This is a genomic window from Paracoccus sp. S1E-3, from assembly GCF_013868135.1.
Classification (GTDB): domain Bacteria; phylum Pseudomonadota; class Alphaproteobacteria; order Rhodobacterales; family Rhodobacteraceae; genus Paracoccus.
The window spans coordinates 440,460-457,683 of sequence record NZ_JACEMU010000004.1; the positions used below are offsets into that span (position 1 = coordinate 440,460).

General features: G+C 63.3%; 18 protein-coding genes and 1 tRNA gene. 16 read left to right on the top strand and 3 right to left on the bottom strand.

Annotation, left to right across the window (positions count from 1 at the left end):
• Nucleotides 1–127 precede the first annotated feature (127 nt).
• The 4 genes from pth (at nucleotide 128) to H1S04_RS02200 (ending at nucleotide 2,977) form a co-directional block, all read left to right on the top strand.
• Nucleotides 128–835 carry an aminoacyl-tRNA hydrolase gene (gene pth / locus H1S04_RS02185; RefSeq protein ID WP_181743927.1) on the top strand — a complete coding sequence of 236 codons (708 nt, stop codon included), beginning with the start codon at nucleotides 128–130 and terminating at the stop codon, nucleotides 833–835.
• Nucleotides 832–1,869, top strand: coding sequence for a DUF2332 domain-containing protein (locus tag H1S04_RS02190; RefSeq protein ID WP_181743928.1), 1,038 nt, complete (start codon nucleotides 832–834; stop codon nucleotides 1,867–1,869). Before pth ends, H1S04_RS02190 begins: the two co-directional genes overlap by 4 nt.
• Nucleotides 1,870–1,963: 94 nt before the next feature.
• Nucleotides 1,964–2,335 (top strand): DUF2237 family protein, encoded by a 372-nt coding sequence (locus H1S04_RS02195; protein ID WP_181743929.1) that lies wholly within the window; start codon nucleotides 1,964–1,966, stop codon nucleotides 2,333–2,335.
• A 27-nt stretch (nucleotides 2,336–2,362) separates the two neighbouring features.
• On the top strand, nucleotides 2,363–2,977 hold the full coding sequence (locus H1S04_RS02200) for a DUF4893 domain-containing protein (RefSeq protein ID WP_181743930.1): 615 nt from the start codon (nucleotides 2,363–2,365) through the stop codon (nucleotides 2,975–2,977).
• Nucleotides 2,978–3,009: 32 nt separating this feature from the next.
• On the opposite strand, the gene trpB is transcribed toward H1S04_RS02200, so the two are convergent.
• A complete protein-coding gene (gene trpB / locus H1S04_RS02205; protein WP_181743931.1) occupies nucleotides 3,010–4,239 on the bottom strand; it encodes a tryptophan synthase subunit beta in 1,230 nt (409 codons plus the stop codon).
• A gap of 98 nt (nucleotides 4,240–4,337) precedes the next feature.
• Between trpB and H1S04_RS02210 the strand changes: the two genes are divergently transcribed.
• Nucleotides 4,338–4,427, top strand: a tRNA-Ser gene (locus H1S04_RS02210).
• A 238-nt stretch (nucleotides 4,428–4,665) separates the two neighbouring features.
• On the opposite strand, the gene H1S04_RS02215 is transcribed toward H1S04_RS02210, so the two are convergent.
• Nucleotides 4,666–5,268: a hypothetical protein gene (locus H1S04_RS02215; RefSeq protein WP_181743932.1), complete on the bottom strand. Its 603-nt coding sequence runs from the start codon at nucleotides 5,266–5,268 to the stop codon at nucleotides 4,666–4,668.
• A gap of 113 nt (nucleotides 5,269–5,381) precedes the next feature.
• Entirely contained in the window at nucleotides 5,382–6,269 is an 888-nt protein-coding gene (locus H1S04_RS02220) for an IclR family transcriptional regulator (RefSeq protein ID WP_181743933.1), read from the bottom strand.
• A gap of 117 nt (nucleotides 6,270–6,386) precedes the next feature.
• On the opposite strand from H1S04_RS02220, the gene H1S04_RS02225 reads away from it, so the two are divergent.
• The 11 genes from H1S04_RS02225 to H1S04_RS02275 all read left to right on the top strand — a co-directional run bounded on the left by H1S04_RS02225 (nucleotide 6,387) and on the right by H1S04_RS02275 (nucleotide 17,212).
• Nucleotides 6,387–6,587, top strand: a complete 201-nt coding sequence (locus H1S04_RS02225) for a hypothetical protein (RefSeq protein WP_181743934.1) — start codon at nucleotides 6,387–6,389, stop codon at nucleotides 6,585–6,587.
• Nucleotides 6,584–7,894: a CaiB/BaiF CoA-transferase family protein gene (locus H1S04_RS02230; protein ID WP_181743935.1), complete on the top strand. Its 1,311-nt coding sequence runs from the start codon at nucleotides 6,584–6,586 to the stop codon at nucleotides 7,892–7,894. The genes H1S04_RS02225 and H1S04_RS02230 overlap by 4 nt, the downstream gene beginning before the upstream one ends.
• Entirely contained in the window at nucleotides 7,894–8,418 is a 525-nt protein-coding gene (locus H1S04_RS02235) for a MaoC family dehydratase N-terminal domain-containing protein (RefSeq protein ID WP_181743936.1), read from the top strand. Before H1S04_RS02230 ends, H1S04_RS02235 begins: the two co-directional genes overlap by 1 nt.
• Nucleotides 8,415–8,909 (top strand): hypothetical protein, encoded by a 495-nt coding sequence (locus H1S04_RS02240; protein WP_220185071.1) that lies wholly within the window; start codon nucleotides 8,415–8,417, stop codon nucleotides 8,907–8,909. Before H1S04_RS02235 ends, H1S04_RS02240 begins: the two co-directional genes overlap by 4 nt.
• A gap of 48 nt (nucleotides 8,910–8,957) precedes the next feature.
• Entirely contained in the window at nucleotides 8,958–9,905 is a 948-nt protein-coding gene (locus H1S04_RS02245; protein ID WP_181743937.1) for a hydroxymethylglutaryl-CoA lyase, read from the top strand.
• Nucleotides 9,906–9,936: 31 nt separating this feature from the next.
• Entirely contained in the window at nucleotides 9,937–11,148 is a 1,212-nt protein-coding gene (locus H1S04_RS02250) for an acyl-CoA dehydrogenase family protein (protein WP_181743938.1), read from the top strand.
• A gap of 119 nt (nucleotides 11,149–11,267) precedes the next feature.
• A complete protein-coding gene (locus H1S04_RS02255; RefSeq protein WP_181743939.1) occupies nucleotides 11,268–12,638 on the top strand; it encodes an MmgE/PrpD family protein in 1,371 nt (456 codons plus the stop codon).
• Complete coding sequence (locus H1S04_RS02260) at nucleotides 12,635–13,177, top strand: TRAP transporter small permease (protein WP_181743940.1); 543 nt, start codon at nucleotides 12,635–12,637, stop codon at nucleotides 13,175–13,177. Before H1S04_RS02255 ends, H1S04_RS02260 begins: the two co-directional genes overlap by 4 nt.
• A gap of 295 nt (nucleotides 13,178–13,472) precedes the next feature.
• A complete protein-coding gene (locus H1S04_RS02265) occupies nucleotides 13,473–14,552 on the top strand; it encodes a C4-dicarboxylate TRAP transporter substrate-binding protein (protein WP_181743941.1) in 1,080 nt (359 codons plus the stop codon).
• 39 nt (nucleotides 14,553–14,591) lie between these two features.
• Nucleotides 14,592–15,935, top strand: a complete 1,344-nt coding sequence (locus H1S04_RS02270) for a TRAP transporter large permease (RefSeq protein WP_181743942.1) — start codon at nucleotides 14,592–14,594, stop codon at nucleotides 15,933–15,935.
• On the top strand, nucleotides 15,935–17,212 hold the full coding sequence (locus H1S04_RS02275; protein ID WP_181743943.1) for a CaiB/BaiF CoA-transferase family protein: 1,278 nt from the start codon (nucleotides 15,935–15,937) through the stop codon (nucleotides 17,210–17,212). The genes H1S04_RS02270 and H1S04_RS02275 overlap by 1 nt, the downstream gene beginning before the upstream one ends.
• The last annotated feature ends 12 nt before the right edge of the window (nucleotides 17,213–17,224 follow it).

Genomic DNA, 17,224 nt, shown 5'->3' on the forward strand with positions numbered 1-17,224 from the left:
CATGTCCCGATTCGAGACCCGCCAGCGCAATGTTCTACCTGCGAAAGGTTGACAGAGTCTTAGTAACGCCCGATCTCATCCGCAAGGGACGCGGCGCATTTGAACCCAATGGGACGAAGGAAGAACGATGAAATTGATCGTGGGGCTGGGCAATCCGGGGGCGAAATACGCGGGCAACCGGCACAATATCGGCTTCATGGCGGTGGACCGGATCGCCGCCGATCACGGCTTTTCGCCCTGGCGCCAACGCTTTCAGGCCGAAATTTCCGAAGGTCGCCTGGGGTCGGAGAAGGTCGCTCTGCTGAAGCCCCAGACCTTCATGAACCTGTCGGGCCAGTCGGTCGGCGAGGCGATGCGCTATCTGAAGCTGTCGCCTGCGGATGTCATCGTCCTCCACGACGAGCTGGACCTCGCCCCCGGCAGATGCCGGGTCAAGCTTGGCGGCGGCCATGCCGGGCATAACGGGCTGCGCTCGATCCACCAGCATATCGGCGAGCACTACCACCGGGTCCGGCTGGGCATCGGCCATCCCGGCCACAAGGACCGGGTGGCGCCCTATGTCTTGTCGGATTTCGCCAGGGCCGATGCCGAATGGCTGGACGATCTGATGCGCGGGATTTCGGACGGCGCCGAAGCTCTCGCCGCCGGCGATGGGGCCGGGTTCCAGAACAAGGTGGCGCTGCGCACGGCCCCGCAGCGGCCCAGACCGGCGCGCGAGGGGGCACAGCCCGAGGGGGCATCCGCCGCACCGAAGCCGAAACCAGAGGCAGCCCCCGAAGCTGTCCCGCAGACCATCACCGAAAAGCTGCAATCGCTCGCGGCGCGGTTCAAATGAGCGCAGGCCGCGGCGAAGCGGTGCGCACCGCTTTCGCGGCGCAGGCCCGGTCGTGCCGCGATCTCGGATCAGAGCTGACGGCGCGGATCGTCGAAACCCTCGGCACGGCGCTGCAACCCGGTCAGGGCGCGGTGGCGCGCCGGGTTCTGGACTGGCCGGGCGATCCCAGTTCGCGCGGCGCTTCGGTGCCGCTGCGGCTGGCGGGGGCGATCCATGCGCAGGTGCTTCAGGATCGCGCGCCGGCGCTAGCCGCCGCCTATGCGCAAGGCGAAGCGCCGGCAGCCTTGCTGCTGGAAACCATCGCCGGACAAGAGGCCGATATCCTGACATGGCTCGACCGGGCGCCCCAGACGAACGAGGTCGGCCGTGCCGCGGCGCTGATCGCGGGCGCGCGCTTTGCGCTGGCGCAGCTGGATCACCCGCTGCCGCTGGCCCTGAGGGAACTGGGTGCGAGCGCCGGGCTTAACCTGAATTTTCCCGATTATTCGATTGATTTTAATGGAAAAGTGGATTCCAGCGCGTTGTTTACGCCGGACTGGCGCGGCGCGCTTCCGCCGGATATACCGCTCGCCGCGCCGGACCGGCGCGGTGTCGATCTGGCGCCCGTCGACCGAGGCGATCCGATCCGGCTGCGCGCTTATGTCTGGCCCGACCAGCCCCGGCGGCTGGCGCGGCTTGACGCGGCGCTCGCCCATGCCCGCACCCACCCGGTCCTGGTGGATCAGGGCGACGCCGCCGACTGGCTGGAGGGCACGGCTTTGGCCAATCCCGGCCTGCTCACATTGGTCTATCACACCATCGCGCATCAGTATTTCCCGCCCGAAACCCAGTCCCGCATCGCCCGCCACATGGCCGCGACCGGGGCGGCGGCGACAACGGAGACGCCTCTCGCCCGCCTCGGGATGGAGGCTGACAGCATCCCCGGCGGCGCGGCACTCGTGCTGGATCTCTGGGATGGGCGTCACCGGCGCTGGCATCTCGGCCGGGCGGATTTTCACGGTCGCTGGATCGACTGGTCGCCAAGGCCGGCATGAAAACACCGGCCGAACGATTTTGACCTGACGGCGCCCGCGTCGAAGGCTAGCCTGAGGGAAGGAAAGCCGTCGCGACAGGCAAAGGAGAGGCATTATGGAACCACCGCTGAATGTCCTTGGCGGCCCGCTGGCCAGCTGTTCGACCGACCCGCTGACCGGATTTTTCCGGGATGGCTGCTGCAATACCTCGGCGCAGGATCAGGGCAGCCACACGGTCTGCGTGGTGGTGACGGCAGAATTTCTGGCGGTCTCGAAATATCTCGGGAACGATCTGTCGACGCCGCGCCCGGAATACCGCTTCGCGGGGCTGAAACCGGGGGATCGCTGGTGCCTCTGCGCCGCGCGCTTTCTTCAGGCGGCGCAGGAATTCGCCGCGCCCCAGGTGGTGCTGGAAGCCACCCACGCACGGGCAATTGATGTCGTGCCGTTGGAACTACTGCGCGCTCACGCCGTAGATGAGGCATGACCGCCGCCCCATCATCAGAGGGATTTCATGCGAAAACCAATCCTGATCCTTGCCGCGCTTCTGCTGAGCCTGCCCGCCCATGCGCAGGACGGCGCCGACCGGACCCTGCCCGACGGCGCCCGCATCCGGCCCGATGACAGCCAGAAGCTGGCGCAGTTCGACAGCTTTTACGGTGCGGCGCTGCGGACCGCCTTCGCAACCGGCCAGGCCGCCGATATCGCCACCCTGACCGGGGCGCTGACCGGGCCGCCCATGCCGCCCGCGGCGGCGATGGAAGCGCTGAAAGGCGATTGGAAATGCCGGATGATGAAGGCGGGCGATATGACCGCCCTTGTTATCTATGACAATTTCGATTGCAGCTTCGATGGCGCCCGCTTCAGCAAGGAGACCGGGTCGCAGCAGACGGTGGGCACGATCCACACCGATGGCGACCGGCTGATCTATCTCGGCACCGGCTATGTTCAGGGCAGCGAGGTGCCTGCCTATGCCGACCTGCCCGAAGACCCGCTGAATGCGCCCGGCATGGGCCAGAATTGGGCGGATATCGCCGTGGTCGAGGTCGTCTCGGACCGTCGCGCGCGCCTGATCTTTCCCGACCCGGCGCTGGAATCGCAGCTGAACGTGCTTTATCTGACGCGCTAGGCTGCACGGATAAAGGGTTGGGGATCAGCGGTTTATCCGCCGGTATTGATCTCGACCCCGAGATGCTTGGCGACCGTGAAAATGTCCTTGTCGCCGCGTCCCGACAGGTTGACCACCATCAGGTGATCCTTGGGCAGGCCGGGCGCGATCTTCTGGACATGGGCAAGCGCGTGGCTCGGCTCCAGCGCCGGGATGATGCCTTCGGTTCGGCACAGAAGCTGGAAGGCCTCCAGCGCCTCCTTGTCGGTGACATAGACATATTCGGCGCGGCCCTGATCGTGCAGCCAGGCATGTTCCGGCCCGATGCCCGGATAGTCCAGCCCGGCGCTGATCGAATGGCCATCGAGAATCTGGCCGTTCTCATCCTGCAGCAGATAGGTGCGGTTGCCGTGCAGCACACCCGGACGGCCGCCGGTCAGAGAGGCGCAATGCTCCATCCGGTCATCAACGCCGTGACCGCCGGCCTCGACCCCAATGATGCGCACCGAGGGATCGTCGATGAAGGGGTGAAACAGCCCCATCGCGTTCGAGCCGCCGCCGATACAGGCGATCACGCTGTCGGGCAACCGGCCCTCGACCGCCATCAGCTGGGCCTTGGTCTCGCGTCCGATGATCGACTGGAAGTCGCGGACCATGGCCGGATAGGGATGCGGGCCGGCCACTGTGCCGATGCAATAGAAGGTGTCGCGCACATTGGTCACCCAGTCGCGCATGGCGTCGTTCATGGCATCCTTCAGCGTGCCCTTGCCCGAGGTGACCGAGACCACCTCCGCCCCCAGAAGGCGCATGCGGAAGACGTTGGGGGCCTGCCGCTCGACATCGGTCGCGCCCATATAGACGATGCATTTCAGCCCGAAGCGTGCGCAGACCGTGGCGGTGGCCACGCCGTGCTGGCCGGCGCCGGTCTCGGCGATGATGCGGGTCTTGCCCATGCGCCGCGCCAGCAGGATCTGGCCCAGCACATTGTTGATCTTGTGGCTGCCGGTATGGTTCAGTTCTTCGCGCTTCAGATAGACCTTCGCGCCGCCCAGTTCCTCGGTCAGGCGGGGCGCGAAATAAAGCGGGCTGGGCCGGCCGACATAATGCGCCCAGAGATCCTCCATCTCGGCCTGGAAGGCGGGATCCTGCTTGGCGCGTTCGTATTCGGCCTGGAGGTCGAGGATCAGCGGCATCAGCGTCTCACTGACGAACCGGCCGCCAAAGATGCCGAAACGCCCCTGCTCGTCCGGGCCCTGGCTGAGGGAATTGATGCGGTCGGTCATGCACACCTCCTGTCTGTCGGCCCTGTCGTATCGAAGCCCGCGCCGCGCGGCAAGCCGGGCTTGCGCATGAACGCGGCAGCGGCTAGCAGATGCGCGTCGGAGGAGTGGCAGAGTGGTTTAATGCACCGGTCTTGAAAACCGACGTAGGTGGAAGCCTACCGTGGGTTCGAATCCCACCTCCTCCGCCAGCGCATCATTTCAATACATTGATATTGAGCGATAATTGCGTATCATTCTGGAATAATCCCCCCAGTTATTCCCCTGAGTGAACGAGAAGGACGGGGAACAAGCGGGAATGTGACGGACCGTTTCCCGGAATTTTTTGGAAGAGCGAAAGAGGAACAGGTGTGTAATGCCACATGGTCTGTCACCGGGGTGTCACTTGGCTTGAGCCTGCATTCTGTGGGATCGGCTAGGAATATCCGATTACGCGTGATTGCGCGGGGTGATGGCTGATCGCTGCCTTCGTTCGGCCTCGGCGCGAAGCCTTTCGCGGTTCTCGGCCTCGCGTCGCAGATGGCTTCGCACTGAGGCATCGGAGATGCGCAGCTTGCGGGCGATCTGGGCGATAGTGGGCGATCTGGGCGATAGACAGTCCCTTTGCATGGAAATAGGCAGCCATCCGAGCAAGGCCGGATCGTCGCATTCCTGTTCGTGATGGACTTTCCGCCACAACTCGCGGATATGCGCCCGGTGCAATCCGCCTTTCTCTGCCAGCTGAAAATGGCAGTTGGCCTGCGCGAAATTGCCGCCGCGAAAGAACGCGGTCCGATCAATGCGCAGGTGGACGAGTGGATACTGTCGCAGCTTCACGCGGATGGGACGAATTTGCTCCAACGACGAGGAGACGCGCGCTTGGCCGGTCGTTGGACGACCGGTTCGGACTGGAGCGATCGGTCGATTGAGATGGATATGCCTGCCCTCGAAGAACCGCGACGGAAAAGCCGCGGGTCGGGACGCGTATGCAGGCTTTGGCGTCGTCCTGATCCTCGGTTTTTTGTCGTTCTCGCGCCGCCACTTGCCCGTCATGGCGGACGCGTTGTCCCAAAAAAGACTTCTTGTCTCTTTAGGCCAAGATCAAGAACAGCGCGACGGCAACCACGGATGTGTCGTGGCGATGTCGAACCGTGCCTTGGCCCATTTCATGACAGGTCCGCCCGACCAAGAAGCTCCGTGAGCAGCCGGGCGAGTTCCGACAGCCTCGGCGCGACGCGCTCGCGCAGTACGGCCTCAGGCAGGGTCGCCGCGGCCGAGCCGCAGTTCAGGACATAGGGGATCGTGCCATCCGCTGCGCGAAGCGGCACGGCCGCTGTGTTGTAGGCCTTGTGAAAAACGCCGGCATTGATGACGAACCCGCGGCTTTCATATTCGGCGATCGCCGCGGCAAGGCCCTTCTCCCACTGACGGTAGGTGGCAGGGTCGAGCTTTTGCATCTCCGCCATCAGCTGGCCGCGCTCGGGCTCGGGATGGCCCGCGATATACGCCCAGCCGAAAGCCGAGGTCAGGATCGGGATGCGTGATCCGGTGCGCAGGTTCAGCAGTAGCTGGTTCTCGCTTTCACAGCGTTCAACAAAAACCATATAAGCGCCGGAACGGATGCCGAGGCCGCAGGCCGCGCCGAACTCGTCGGCCAGCGCCTGCATGTGCGGGCGCGCCATGGTGATGAACCCGTCACCGGCCAGCGCCGCGAAGCCCAGTTGCAGGACGGCGAGGCCCGGACGCAGCCGGTCGGTCGGATCGATCTGCAGCATGCCCAGCTCCAGCATCGTGTGGCACAGACGCCAGACGGTGGGCTGCGGAAGGCCGGTCAGCTTGGCCAATTGCGAGACGGTCAGTTCGCGCCGTGTCTCGGTAAAGCATTGCAGAATCTGGAAACCCCGCGCCAGGGCCGTGACGAACTGCCGGTCCTTGGACGGTGCCTCGGATGCTGCTTCGGTCGCCGCTGCCTTGGCGGGGCGGCCGCGCCGCCGGGGCGCAGCGCGATCAGCACCTTCGGCAGGTGCAATTGCATCCTTGTCTTTTTTTGTCACGGGTGTTACCTATTCATTAAGCAGATTTATTATACGCATAGCGAATAATAAATCAAGCGTGATCGGAGTTCGCGCTCGAAGCCGACAAGGCGAGCGAACAAGCCGGGAGGAGGACTGATGCGCAAAGGATTGACCCCGTCCGACGGGATGCGGAGAGCTGCGTTCGCAACGCAGACGACATTGCGCCTGCCGTTATCGGCAGGCAACGAAGCGCGCGGCGCGCAGGGGAGCGGTTCGAAGGCTGAGGCGAGAGGTTTTTGCATCCTTCCAGCAATAAACGGTTTTCATTATTCGCACAACGAATGGATGCACCTGTGAAAGCGAACCAGACCCATCCCAAGGGACCGCTTGACGGCATCAGGGTCGTCGAAATCGGCGTAGCGATGGCAGGGCCGTTCTGCGCCATGCTGCTGGGCGATTACGGCGCCGACGTGGTAAAGATCGAGCGCCCCGGTTCGGGTGATGACAGCCGCGACTGGCCGCCCTTCTTCGACGGCGCGCTGGGCTATTACTACGCCGCGGCCAATCGCAACAAGCGCTGCGTCGCGCTGGATCTGAAATCACCCGAGGGCGTTGCCGCCGCGAACCGGCTGATCGATCAGGCCGACGTGCTGGTGCACAATTTCAGGACGGGTGTCCTCGACCGCCTCGGTCTTGGTTATGATGTTCTGTCGGAACGCAACCCGCGCCTGATCTATTGCGCCATCAGCGGCTTCGGCGCCAGCGGCCCGCTGCGCGAACGCCCGGCGAACGACCTTTTCATGCAGGCCTATTCCGGTGGCATGAGCATAACCGGCGAGCCGGGCCGCGCACCCGCCAAGATGGGCATGTCGGTCGCCGATATTGCCGCCGGCATGTTTGCGGCCATGGGCACGCTTATGGCCCTGCGCGTCCGCGACATGACCGGCAAGGGCCAGCGCGTCGATACCTCGCTGCTCGAGGGGCAGGTGTCGATGCTGTCGCATTTCATCACCCGGTATTTCGCCGGCGGCGAGACACCGGGGCCAAGCGGCAGCGGCTCGCTCGGCTCGCCGATCTATCGTGCCTATCAATGCGCCGACCATTGGATCGTGATCTCGGCCTTCAACCAACGCATGTGGCAGGGGCTTTGCCGGGCGCTGGAGCGGATCGAGTGGCAGAACGACCCCCGCTTTCACGATGCCGACCAGCGCTATGCCAATATCGACGAGCTGGCCGGGATGATCGCGGAGGTGATGAAACAGCGCCCCCTTGCCGAATGGCAGGCCCGGTTCGAGGAGCAGGGCGTGCCCAGTTCGCCGGTGAACCGGGTTGATCGCGTGGTGACCGACGAACAGGTGCTGGCCCGCGACATGATCCAAGAAATCGCGCTGGATGGCCTGTCGCCGCTGCGCATGGCGGGATTGCCGATCAAGTTTGGCGCAACGCCCGGCGATGTGCGCCTGCCGCCGCCGCGCCTTGGCCAGCACACGGCCGAAGTTCTGGCGGAAGCCGGCCTCGGCCCGGACGAAATCGCGCGGCTGGCTGCGGCCGGAATTGCGGGTCTCGACACGGGCTGGAGGCCCTATGCCGCCGCGCCGGACAAGGCGGCGCCAGATGGTGCCACCCAGGAAAACGTCAAGCAGACACAGAAAAGGAACGGCTGATGTCGCTTATGACCGAAGAACTGAAAAGTTACATAGGGCGCGAAACCGGGCGCTCCGCAGCCGTCGATACGGTCGAGACCGGGGCGGTCCGCCGCTATGCGCAGGCGATCATGGACCCCGATCCCGCCTATATGGACAATGAAAACGTCCGCTTCGGCGGTGCCGCCGCCCCGCCGCTTTACCCGGCCTTCATGTTCCGGCTGCCCTTCGGTTCACCCGATTATCTGACCGAGCGGGGCGAGGATCCCGATTTCGACGGGCTGGTCACGGCGGTCAGTTCGGGCCTGCCGGAACTGCCGCTGCCGGGCTTCGCGCTGCTGAACGGCGGGGCCGAGATCGAGTTGTTCCGCTATGCCCGGCATGGCGAAAAGGTGTTCCAGAAGTCCCGCTATGCCGACATCCGCGAGCGCGAGTCGAAATCCGGTCCGATGCTGCTGGTGCTGGTCGAAACAGTTTATGAAACCGAGGCGGGCGAGCCGCTGATGAGAGTCGTCAAGACCCTGCTTCGCCGGAGAGCCGCATGATGGATCGTCATACCGAAGTCCGACGCCGCGTGTTCGAGGAGGTCTCGATCGGGGACGAACTGCCGCAGCTGGTCAAGGGGCCACTGACCACCGCCCATCTGATGCGCTGGTCGGCAGCGATGGAGAACTGGCACAAGATCCATTACGATCTGCCCTTCGCGCAAGGTCACGACAAGCTGCCCGGTCTGTTGGTCAACGGATCGCTGAAGCAGCAATTCGCGGCGCAGTATTTCAAGGATTGGGCCGGACCGGATGGCTGGGTCTGGAAGATCGGCTTTCAGTTCCGCGCCATGAATCTTGCGGGCGAAACGCTGACTCTCTGGGCGCGCGTCACCGATGTCGAGCCGCTTGAACCCTATGGGCTGGTGCGTCTCGATTTCGGAATCAGAAACGACGAGCAGAAGGAATCGACGCCCGGCACCGCGACCGTTGCGCTGCCCTATCGCGACGGGCCGGCCGTGCCCTACCCGTTCCAGCCGCCCGTCGCCTGAGCCATTTGCCAAATATGGGGACCGGCTTCATCGGCCGGCGAGAGACCAATGACCGATATTCCGAAATTCGTGAAAATCAATGAGGAAGGTCCGCGCGAGGGCTTTCAGATCGAGAAAGGGACGATTCCGACCGCGCGCAAGATCGAATTGATCGACGCGCTGTCGGATACAGGGCTTCAGCAGATCCAGACTGTGTCCTTCGTCAATCCCGCGCGCGTCCCCGGCATGGCCGACGCCGCCGAGGTCGTCGAGGGGTTCACACCGCGCGAGGGTGTTCGTTACACCGCGCTATGGCTGAATGAAAAAGGGCTGCGCCGGGCACTGGCCAACCCGAAACTGTTCATCCGCGGCTCGATCTCGCTGACCGCTTCGGAGCAGTTCCTGCTGAAGAACCAGCAGCGGACGGTGGCCGAGAATATCGCCGCGCAGGCGGGGATGATCGCGCTGTTCAAGGAAAATGGCGTGACCATCGACCGGGGCAGCGTGATGGCGGCCTTCGGCTGCAATTATCAGGGCGAAGTGCCGGTCGGGACGGTCATGGATCAGATGCGGGCAATCATGGATCTGGCGGCCGAACATGACCTGCCGATCCGCACCATCTCATTGGCCGACACGATGGGTTGGGCGGTTCCCGAACGCATCCTGCGCGTCGTCGGAGCCGTCCGCGAGGCCTATCCCGAAGTCGAAATCGCGCTGCATCTGCACGACACGCGCGGGATGGGGATCGCAAATGCCTATGCCGGGCTGGAAATGGGCGTTGCGACCTTCGACGCTGCCGTGGGCGGCCTTGGCGGCTGTCCCTTCGCCGCGAATGCGGGCGCAGCGGGGAATGTCTGCACCGAGGATCTGGTCTTCATGCTGCACGAGATGGGCATCGAGACCGGCATCGATCTGGAACGGCTGATCGAGGTCGGCCGGCTGGCCGAGGACATCGTCGGCCACCCGCTGCCCGGTTCTGTCAAGGTCGGCGGCAGCCTGAGCGCCATGCGGCACTGACATCACATTTTCCGACATCCGAGGATCAACCATGAACGCGATGACCGATAACGAACCCGCCTTCCAGCTCAGCCCCGACGTTCAGGCCATCTGCGAGACCGCGCGCCGCATCGTCCGCGATGAATTGCTGCCGCTGGAGCCGCAATATCTGGCCTCCGACAAGCACGCCTACGGGATCAAGGAGACCGTCAATCTGAAGGCCGTCTTTGGCAAGGAGGTCGTGGATCGGCTGACGAAAATTTCGAAGGATACCGGCCTCTGGGGCCTGATGGTACATGAGGAATATGGCGGCGCCGGACTTTCGATGCTGGCGCAATGCGCGATCCTCGAGGAGTTCAACTATACGCCGGTGCCGTTCCCCTTCGCCAGCGTTCCGAACATTCTCTATGCCTGCAAGGGCGATCAGGTCGACCGTTACCTGCGCCCGGTGATGGAGGGCGACAAGACCACTTCTTTCGCCCAGACAGAGCCGAATGCCGGTTCCGACCCCGGCGGGATGATGCAGACCCGCGCCGTCAGGGACGGCAATGAATGGGTCATCAACGGCACCAAGATGTGGATCTCGATGGCGGCGGAATCCGACATCATCATGGTGCAGGCCGTCACCGATCCCGACAAGCGCCAGCGCGGCGGCATCACCATGTTTCTTGTCGATCGCAACAATCCGGGCGTCTCGATCGACACCAAGGGCATCCCGACATGGCTCGGCCCGAAACCTTCGCAATATATCGTCAACTTCAACGATTGCAGGGTGCCGGAAGATGCGGTTCTGGGCGAGGTCGGCAGCGGCTTTTCGCTGGGTCAGAAATGGCTGACCATCCATGACCGCCTGCTGCGCGGGCCCTATGCGCTGGGCAAGATGCAGCGCGCGCTTGATATGTCGGTCGAGTGGTCGAAGCAGCGCGTGACCTTCGGCAAGCCGATCTCGACCCGTCAGGCGATCCAGTGGAAGCTTGCCGACATCTATATCGACATCGAGGCGCTGCGCGCGCTGACCTACACGATCGCTGCGCGCGCCGATGCAGGCGAGGATGTGCGCACCGAGGCGGCGCTGGTCAAGCTGGTCTCGACCGAATGGGGCGCGCGCTGCCTCGATCACGCGATCCAGATTCACGGCGCGATGGGCGAGGCGCTCGAACTGCCGCTGACCCTGTTCTACCGCTATCTGCGCCATGCGCAGATCGGCGGCGGCACCAGCGAAATCCAGCGGATGCTGATCGCCCGCAAACTTCTGGCTGACTGAGGACGGGAAGCCTCACGAAGACGTCATAGGGTTTACAGACTAAGTGGGATTCTCTATTATAAATAATAATATCGCATAGCGAATAATACCAAGCTTGCGATCCTGGGAGGGAAACGACAGTGCCTGCACCTCTGACACAGAGCCTTGCCGGTTTTGCGACCAGCATCCACGACCTCGCGATCCCGAATGACGTGGCGCGATGGGTCAAAACCGGCTTCGTCGACTCGGTTGGTACCATGGTCGCGGGCAGTGATGAGGCGGTGGTCGGCCACCTGATCGCAACTCTGGGAAGCAGCGCACCCGAGGCGGATTTGCTTGTCGGTCGAGGGCGGGCCTCTGCGCTGAATGCGGCGTTCATCAATGGAACCGCGGCGCATGCACTTGACTATGACGACGTCGCATTGCGCGGGCATCCCTCGACCGTGCTCGTTCCTGCGCTGCTGGCCGAAGGGGAGGTTCTGGCGTCCAGCGGGGCCGACATTCTGGCAGCATATCTTGTCGGCTATGAAGTCTGGGGCGAACTGGTCTTCCGCGAAAGCGGGCATCACCACATCAAGGGCTGGCATCCCACGGCAGTATTCGGCGCGATAGCGGCGGCGGCGGCCGTCGCATCGCTGCACCGGCTGGACGCGGCGCGGGCGGGCCATGCGATCGCCATCGGCGCATCGCAGGCCGGGGGGCTGATGGCGAATTTCGGGTCGATGACCAAGCCGTTCCATGCCGGACGCAGTGCGAGCGCGGGAATACTTGCTGCGAGGCTGGCCAAATCCGGTATGACCGGATCGCCGGACGCGATCGAGCATTCGCAGGGTTTTCTGCGCGCGCTTTCACCAGCGGGCGAGTTGGACCTCGACAGATCCGCCGACCAGTTGGGTGAGCGCTGGCGGATCGCGGAACTGGGCCTGAGCATCAAGAAATACCCGGTATGTTACTGCGCCCATCGCGCCGTCGACGGTTTGCTGGACCTGCTTCAGCGCAACCCGGTCCGGCCCGACATGGTCCAGGAAATCGAGGTTTCGATTGGAAAGACCCACGCAACGATCCTGCGCAACGCCGCGCCACAGACGGGTCTCGAAGCGAAATTTTCAATCCAGTCGGCGCTGGCATCCGTCATTGTTGCCGGCAAGCTCGGGCTGGACCAGTTGCAGGACGATTTCGTCCGCCGACCCGATGTGCAGGCGCTGATGGCGCAGGTGAAGGTCATTCCTTTGCCCGACGATGATCCCGGCTGGCCCGGCGCGGCGCGGGCGGATCGGGTCAGGCTGCAGCTGACGGACGGAAGCGTTCTGGAGACGCCAGACATCTTTCGCGCACGCGGCCACGTCGAAAACCCGCTGACAGAAGAGCAGATCTTCGCGAAATTCAGCGATTGTCTTGCCTTCGGACGAAGCACGGCGGACCCGGTTCGGTTATTCGACCTGCTTTGGAACCTGGATTCCATGTCTGCCTCTGATCTGTTCGGTGCCCTGCAGCAAAGGGAAGCGGTATGAGCGTTGACGCCACCAACCCCGAAAAGGAACCCCTCGCGATTGTCGACCGCATCTTTGCATGGTGCGCGGGTGCGCTGCTGATCGTGATCGTTCTGCTGACGCTTGGCTCGGTCCTTGGCCGTTTCTTCTTCAATCGACCGGTGCCCGACAGCGACGGGCTAAGCGAAATGGCCTCTGCCATCGCGGTCTTCTTCGGGCTGGCCTATGTCCAACTGGTCAAGGGCCACATCGAGGTCACCATCCTGACCGACTGGCTACCCTTGCGCGGACGGCAGCTTCTGGACCTGCTGGGCCTTGTCCTGATGACCTTCGGCTTCGGCCTCGTGGCTTGGGGGATGACGCAGGGTGCAATCGAATCCTACCGCTTCGGTGACGTCTATGTCGGCGAGTTCGACCTGCCTCTCTGGCCGGCGAGGTGGGCTTCGGCCTTAGGTCTTTGGCTGCTCGTCATGCGGCTCGTCATCGATATCGGCCTTGCCATCAGCAAGTTCGGCAAAAGCGATACGGTCAGGCCTATCAGCGACATCGCCGGAAACTGAGAGCAATCGATTGGAGCAACGCGACAAGATCATCAATTTGCTGAAGGCCGATCAATCCGGGTTCGGCGATGCTGCCATCGCGGAATTAAACCGGGTCGCTCTCGCTCCGCCGGGCCGGGCGGCAGAGGCAAGGCCAAGGCGGGCAAAGCCGCGTTGGCGCGAAATCGGGCGCTGGAGGAGCCGCGCCACCGATAGCTGGACGATCGGTCCTCCCACCGAAGGTTTCGGGGGCTGACCTGATCGACCGGCCAATGAAAGCCAAAGTCCAAAACAAAGACTGAGAGGGAGGAAACTCATGTCGATACTGAAGTCTCTGACTGTCGCGATCTGCGGCTTTCTCGGGCTCGCGTCCACCGCGCCAGCTGCGATGGCGCAGGATGCACCCATTCTGATCCGTTATACCACGTCCCAGCCCCCCGGTAGCCCGACTTCGGCGCCCGTCGCCTGGTTCGGCGAGGAGCTGGAGAAGCGCACCAATGGTCGGGTCAAGGTCCAGTTCTTCTGGGGCGGCGCTCTGGTCAAAAGCCCCGACACGCTGAACGCCGTCGCCAACGGGCTGGTCGAGATGGGCAAGATCTACGCGCTCGATTTCAAGGGCCCCCTGCCCTTGTGGAACGTCGGCAACCAGGCCTTCACATCGTCGGACCCTTATGTCTCGATGATGATCCAGCGCACGCTGCGGAAGGAATTCCCCGAATTCAACGCCGAGACTGACCGCGTGGGTGTGATCGTGCTGGGCGGTTTGTCGACCGGTGGCGCCGGTCTTCTGTCGACCAAGCCCATCACGAAACTGTCCGAATTGAAGGGAAGCAAGATCCGCTCGGTCGGGGCGCAGGCCGAAGCGCTGAAAGCGGTATCGGCGATCCCGGTCAGCGTGCCCTTCGCCGAGGTATATGAGGCCTTCCAGCATGGCGTGATCGACACCTCTACCAATTACGAGAACTCGATCATTCCCTATCGTTACAACGAGGTCGCCAACAACTTTACCTATGTTCCCCTCGGGCAGTCGGTACAGGGCGAGATCATCAACAAGGCCTTCTGGGAAAAGCTGCCCGACGACATCAAGACAGTCATTCAGGAAACCATGGATGACATGCATCTGAAATATATCCAGGACTACAACCTCAGCGCCCAAGAAATTCATCGCAAGCTGGCTGAAGGCGACGGCACGCCGAAGGTGAACTTCCACGAATTCAGCGAGGAAGACATCGCGGAATGGAAGAGCATCTTTCCAGACCCCCTTGCTGCATGGGCCAAGGCCAATGCGAAGCTGGGCGATACCGAGGCAATGGCCAAACGCTATCGCGAACTTGAGGAGCAACTCACGGCCGAGGTCGAGGCGAACGGCTATCCCAAGGACAAGTTCGGGGGCTAAGCCCGCTCGTTCCCACTATCTCACAAAGGAAGATTCGCGATGAGTCCGCTTGCCTTCGGCTGGACCGGCTTCGGGATACTACTTCTCTTTCTGGCGCTTCGCATTCCGATCGCTGCAAGCCTGCTTTTGTCGGGGCTGATCGGGCTGTTCTCGCTCAACTTCTCGATGTCGGGGGATGCTGCGCTGGCGTTCAACTCGGTGATGTCGCTGCTGGCGCGAACGCCCTATTCCTTCATCGCGAGTTTCTCGCTGGTGGCTATTCCGATCTTTATCCTGATGGGGGCGGTCGCCTTCCATTCGGGTGCTACCAGCGAAGCCTATGCCGCGGCGCGGGCCTGGATTGGCAACTGGCGCGGCGGCCTCGCGCAGGCGACCATCATCGCCTGCGCGGTTTTCGCGGCGATCTCCGGCTCGTCCATGGCGTCGGCTTCGGCGATGGGCAGGATCGCCGTACCCGAAATGCTGAAGTACAGATACGACAAGTCGCTGGCAACCGGCACGGTCGCGGTCGGCGGAACGCTGGGGGCGTTGATTCCGCCCAGCATCCTGCTGGTTCTTTACGGTGTCTTTGCCGAGGAATCGATCGGCAGGCTGCTGGTCGCTGGCATCGTGCCGGGGCTTCTGACCGCGCTCAGCTACATGATCGTCATCTGGCTGCGCGTGCGTTTCAGGCCCGAGCTGGCGCCGTCGGCCAATATCCGGATGCCCCTACGCCAGAAAATGCGCAGTTCGTTGGGCGCAACGCAGCTTCTGTTGATCTTCACACTGATGATCGGCGTTCTTTATACCGGCATCGCCACCGCGACCGAGGCCGCCGTCGTCGGCGCAACCGGCACGATCCTTCTCGGCCTCTTGCGCGGCCGGTTGTCGCGGGCGCAATTCGCCGATGCGCTGCTTGAGACGGTCAAGACCACCAGCATGATCTTTGCTATCGCGATCGGGGCCAAGGTCTTCGTCTCGTTCATCGCGCTGACCGGTATCGCACCGGCGATGGCAAGCTGGGTGTCGGGCCTCGGCGCGCATCCGGCGGTGGTGCTGATCGGTCTGACGGTGGTCTATCTGATCCTTGGCATGTTCCTCGACCCGCTCGGGATTCTCCTTCTGACCCTGCCGATCGCGCTGCCGATCGTGCTGGCGCTTGGCTATGACTCGGTCTGGTTCGGCGTGCTGCTGGTCAAATATATCGAGATCGGTTGCATCACCCCGCCGGTGGGGCTGAACGTCTTCGTGCTGAAGGCGGCGATCGGCGATACCGTGCGGCTGGAGACGATCTTCCGCGGCATCGGCTGGTTCCTGATCGCAGATATCATCGTCGTTGCGCTGATGATCATCTTCCCAGAAATGGTCACCTTCCTGCCCGACATGATGCTGGGGGGTTACTGATGCCGGCGCCGGCGCAGACCCAGGGGCGGCGCAATCGGCCGCTGGACGGCGTGACGGTCATCGACCTGGGACAGGTCTATCAGGGGCCTTACGCGACCTTCCTGATGGCCAAGGCCGGGGCGAATGTCATCAAGATCGAGCCCATCGCCGGCGAACCGGTGCGCCAGCGCATTCATATCAGCCGCGGCGCAGGCGTGCCCTTCGCGTTGCTGAACGCGAACAAGCGTAACCTGACACTAAATCTGAAAAAACCCGAAGGCGTGGATATCCTGAAACGTCTCGTGGCTGATGCCGATGTGCTTCTGGAAAACTATGCGCCGGGCGTGATGGACCGGCTAGGCATCGGCTGGGAGGTCTTGTCTCAGATCAACCCGCGGCTGGTCTATGCCACGGGCACGGGCTACGGCATCTCGGGGCCTGATCGCGACAACCTTGCCATGGATATTACCGTGCAGGCCGCCTCGGGCATGATGAGCGTGACCGGCTTTCCCGATGGCCCGCCGGTCAAGTCCGGCCCCGCGGTCGCAGATTTCATGTCCGGCATTCATCTTTTTGCGGGCGTGATGACCGCCCTTTACGAGCGCGAGCATACCGGCCGTGGCCGGCTGGTCGAGGTCGCGATGCAGGAGGCGGTCTATCCCACGCTCGCCTCGAACCTGTCCTTCATGTACGATCAGGGTGTCGTCCCCCCCCGTACCGGCAACCGGCATGGCGGACTCTCGGCTGCGCCCTATAATGTCTATGCCACATCCGACGGCCATATCGCCCTGATCGGATTGAATGACGGGCACTGGATGAAGCTGCTCGAAGCAATCGGACGGCTTGATCTGGACGGGGATGAGCGTTTCTCGCGCAAGGTCAATCGCGTTCGCCACATGGACGAGGTCGATGCGCTGGTCGGCGAATGGACCCAGGTCCGCACCAAGTCCGAGGTGTTGGCGACTTTCGCCCGCTTCAAGGTGCCCTCGGCCCCGGTCCGCGACCTGATCGAGGTGACGAACGACCCGCACATGCACGAACGCGGCATGCTGCGCTGGATCGACCACCCGGAATACGGCCGCATCTGCGTGCCCGACAGCCCGATCCGGCTGCACGGCGCCGATCCGGTGCCGCCAGTCCCCTCGCCCCGACTGGGACAGCATAACCGTGAAATCCTGGCGGAACTGGGTTTTTCCGATGCAGAGGCGGCGCGCCTCGCGGCAGACGGCGTGGTCGGACCCGATCCCGAACCCGCGCCGGAGCCTCCTGCCAAACCTGCAGCCGACCCGGTCGGATGAACTGAGGAGCAG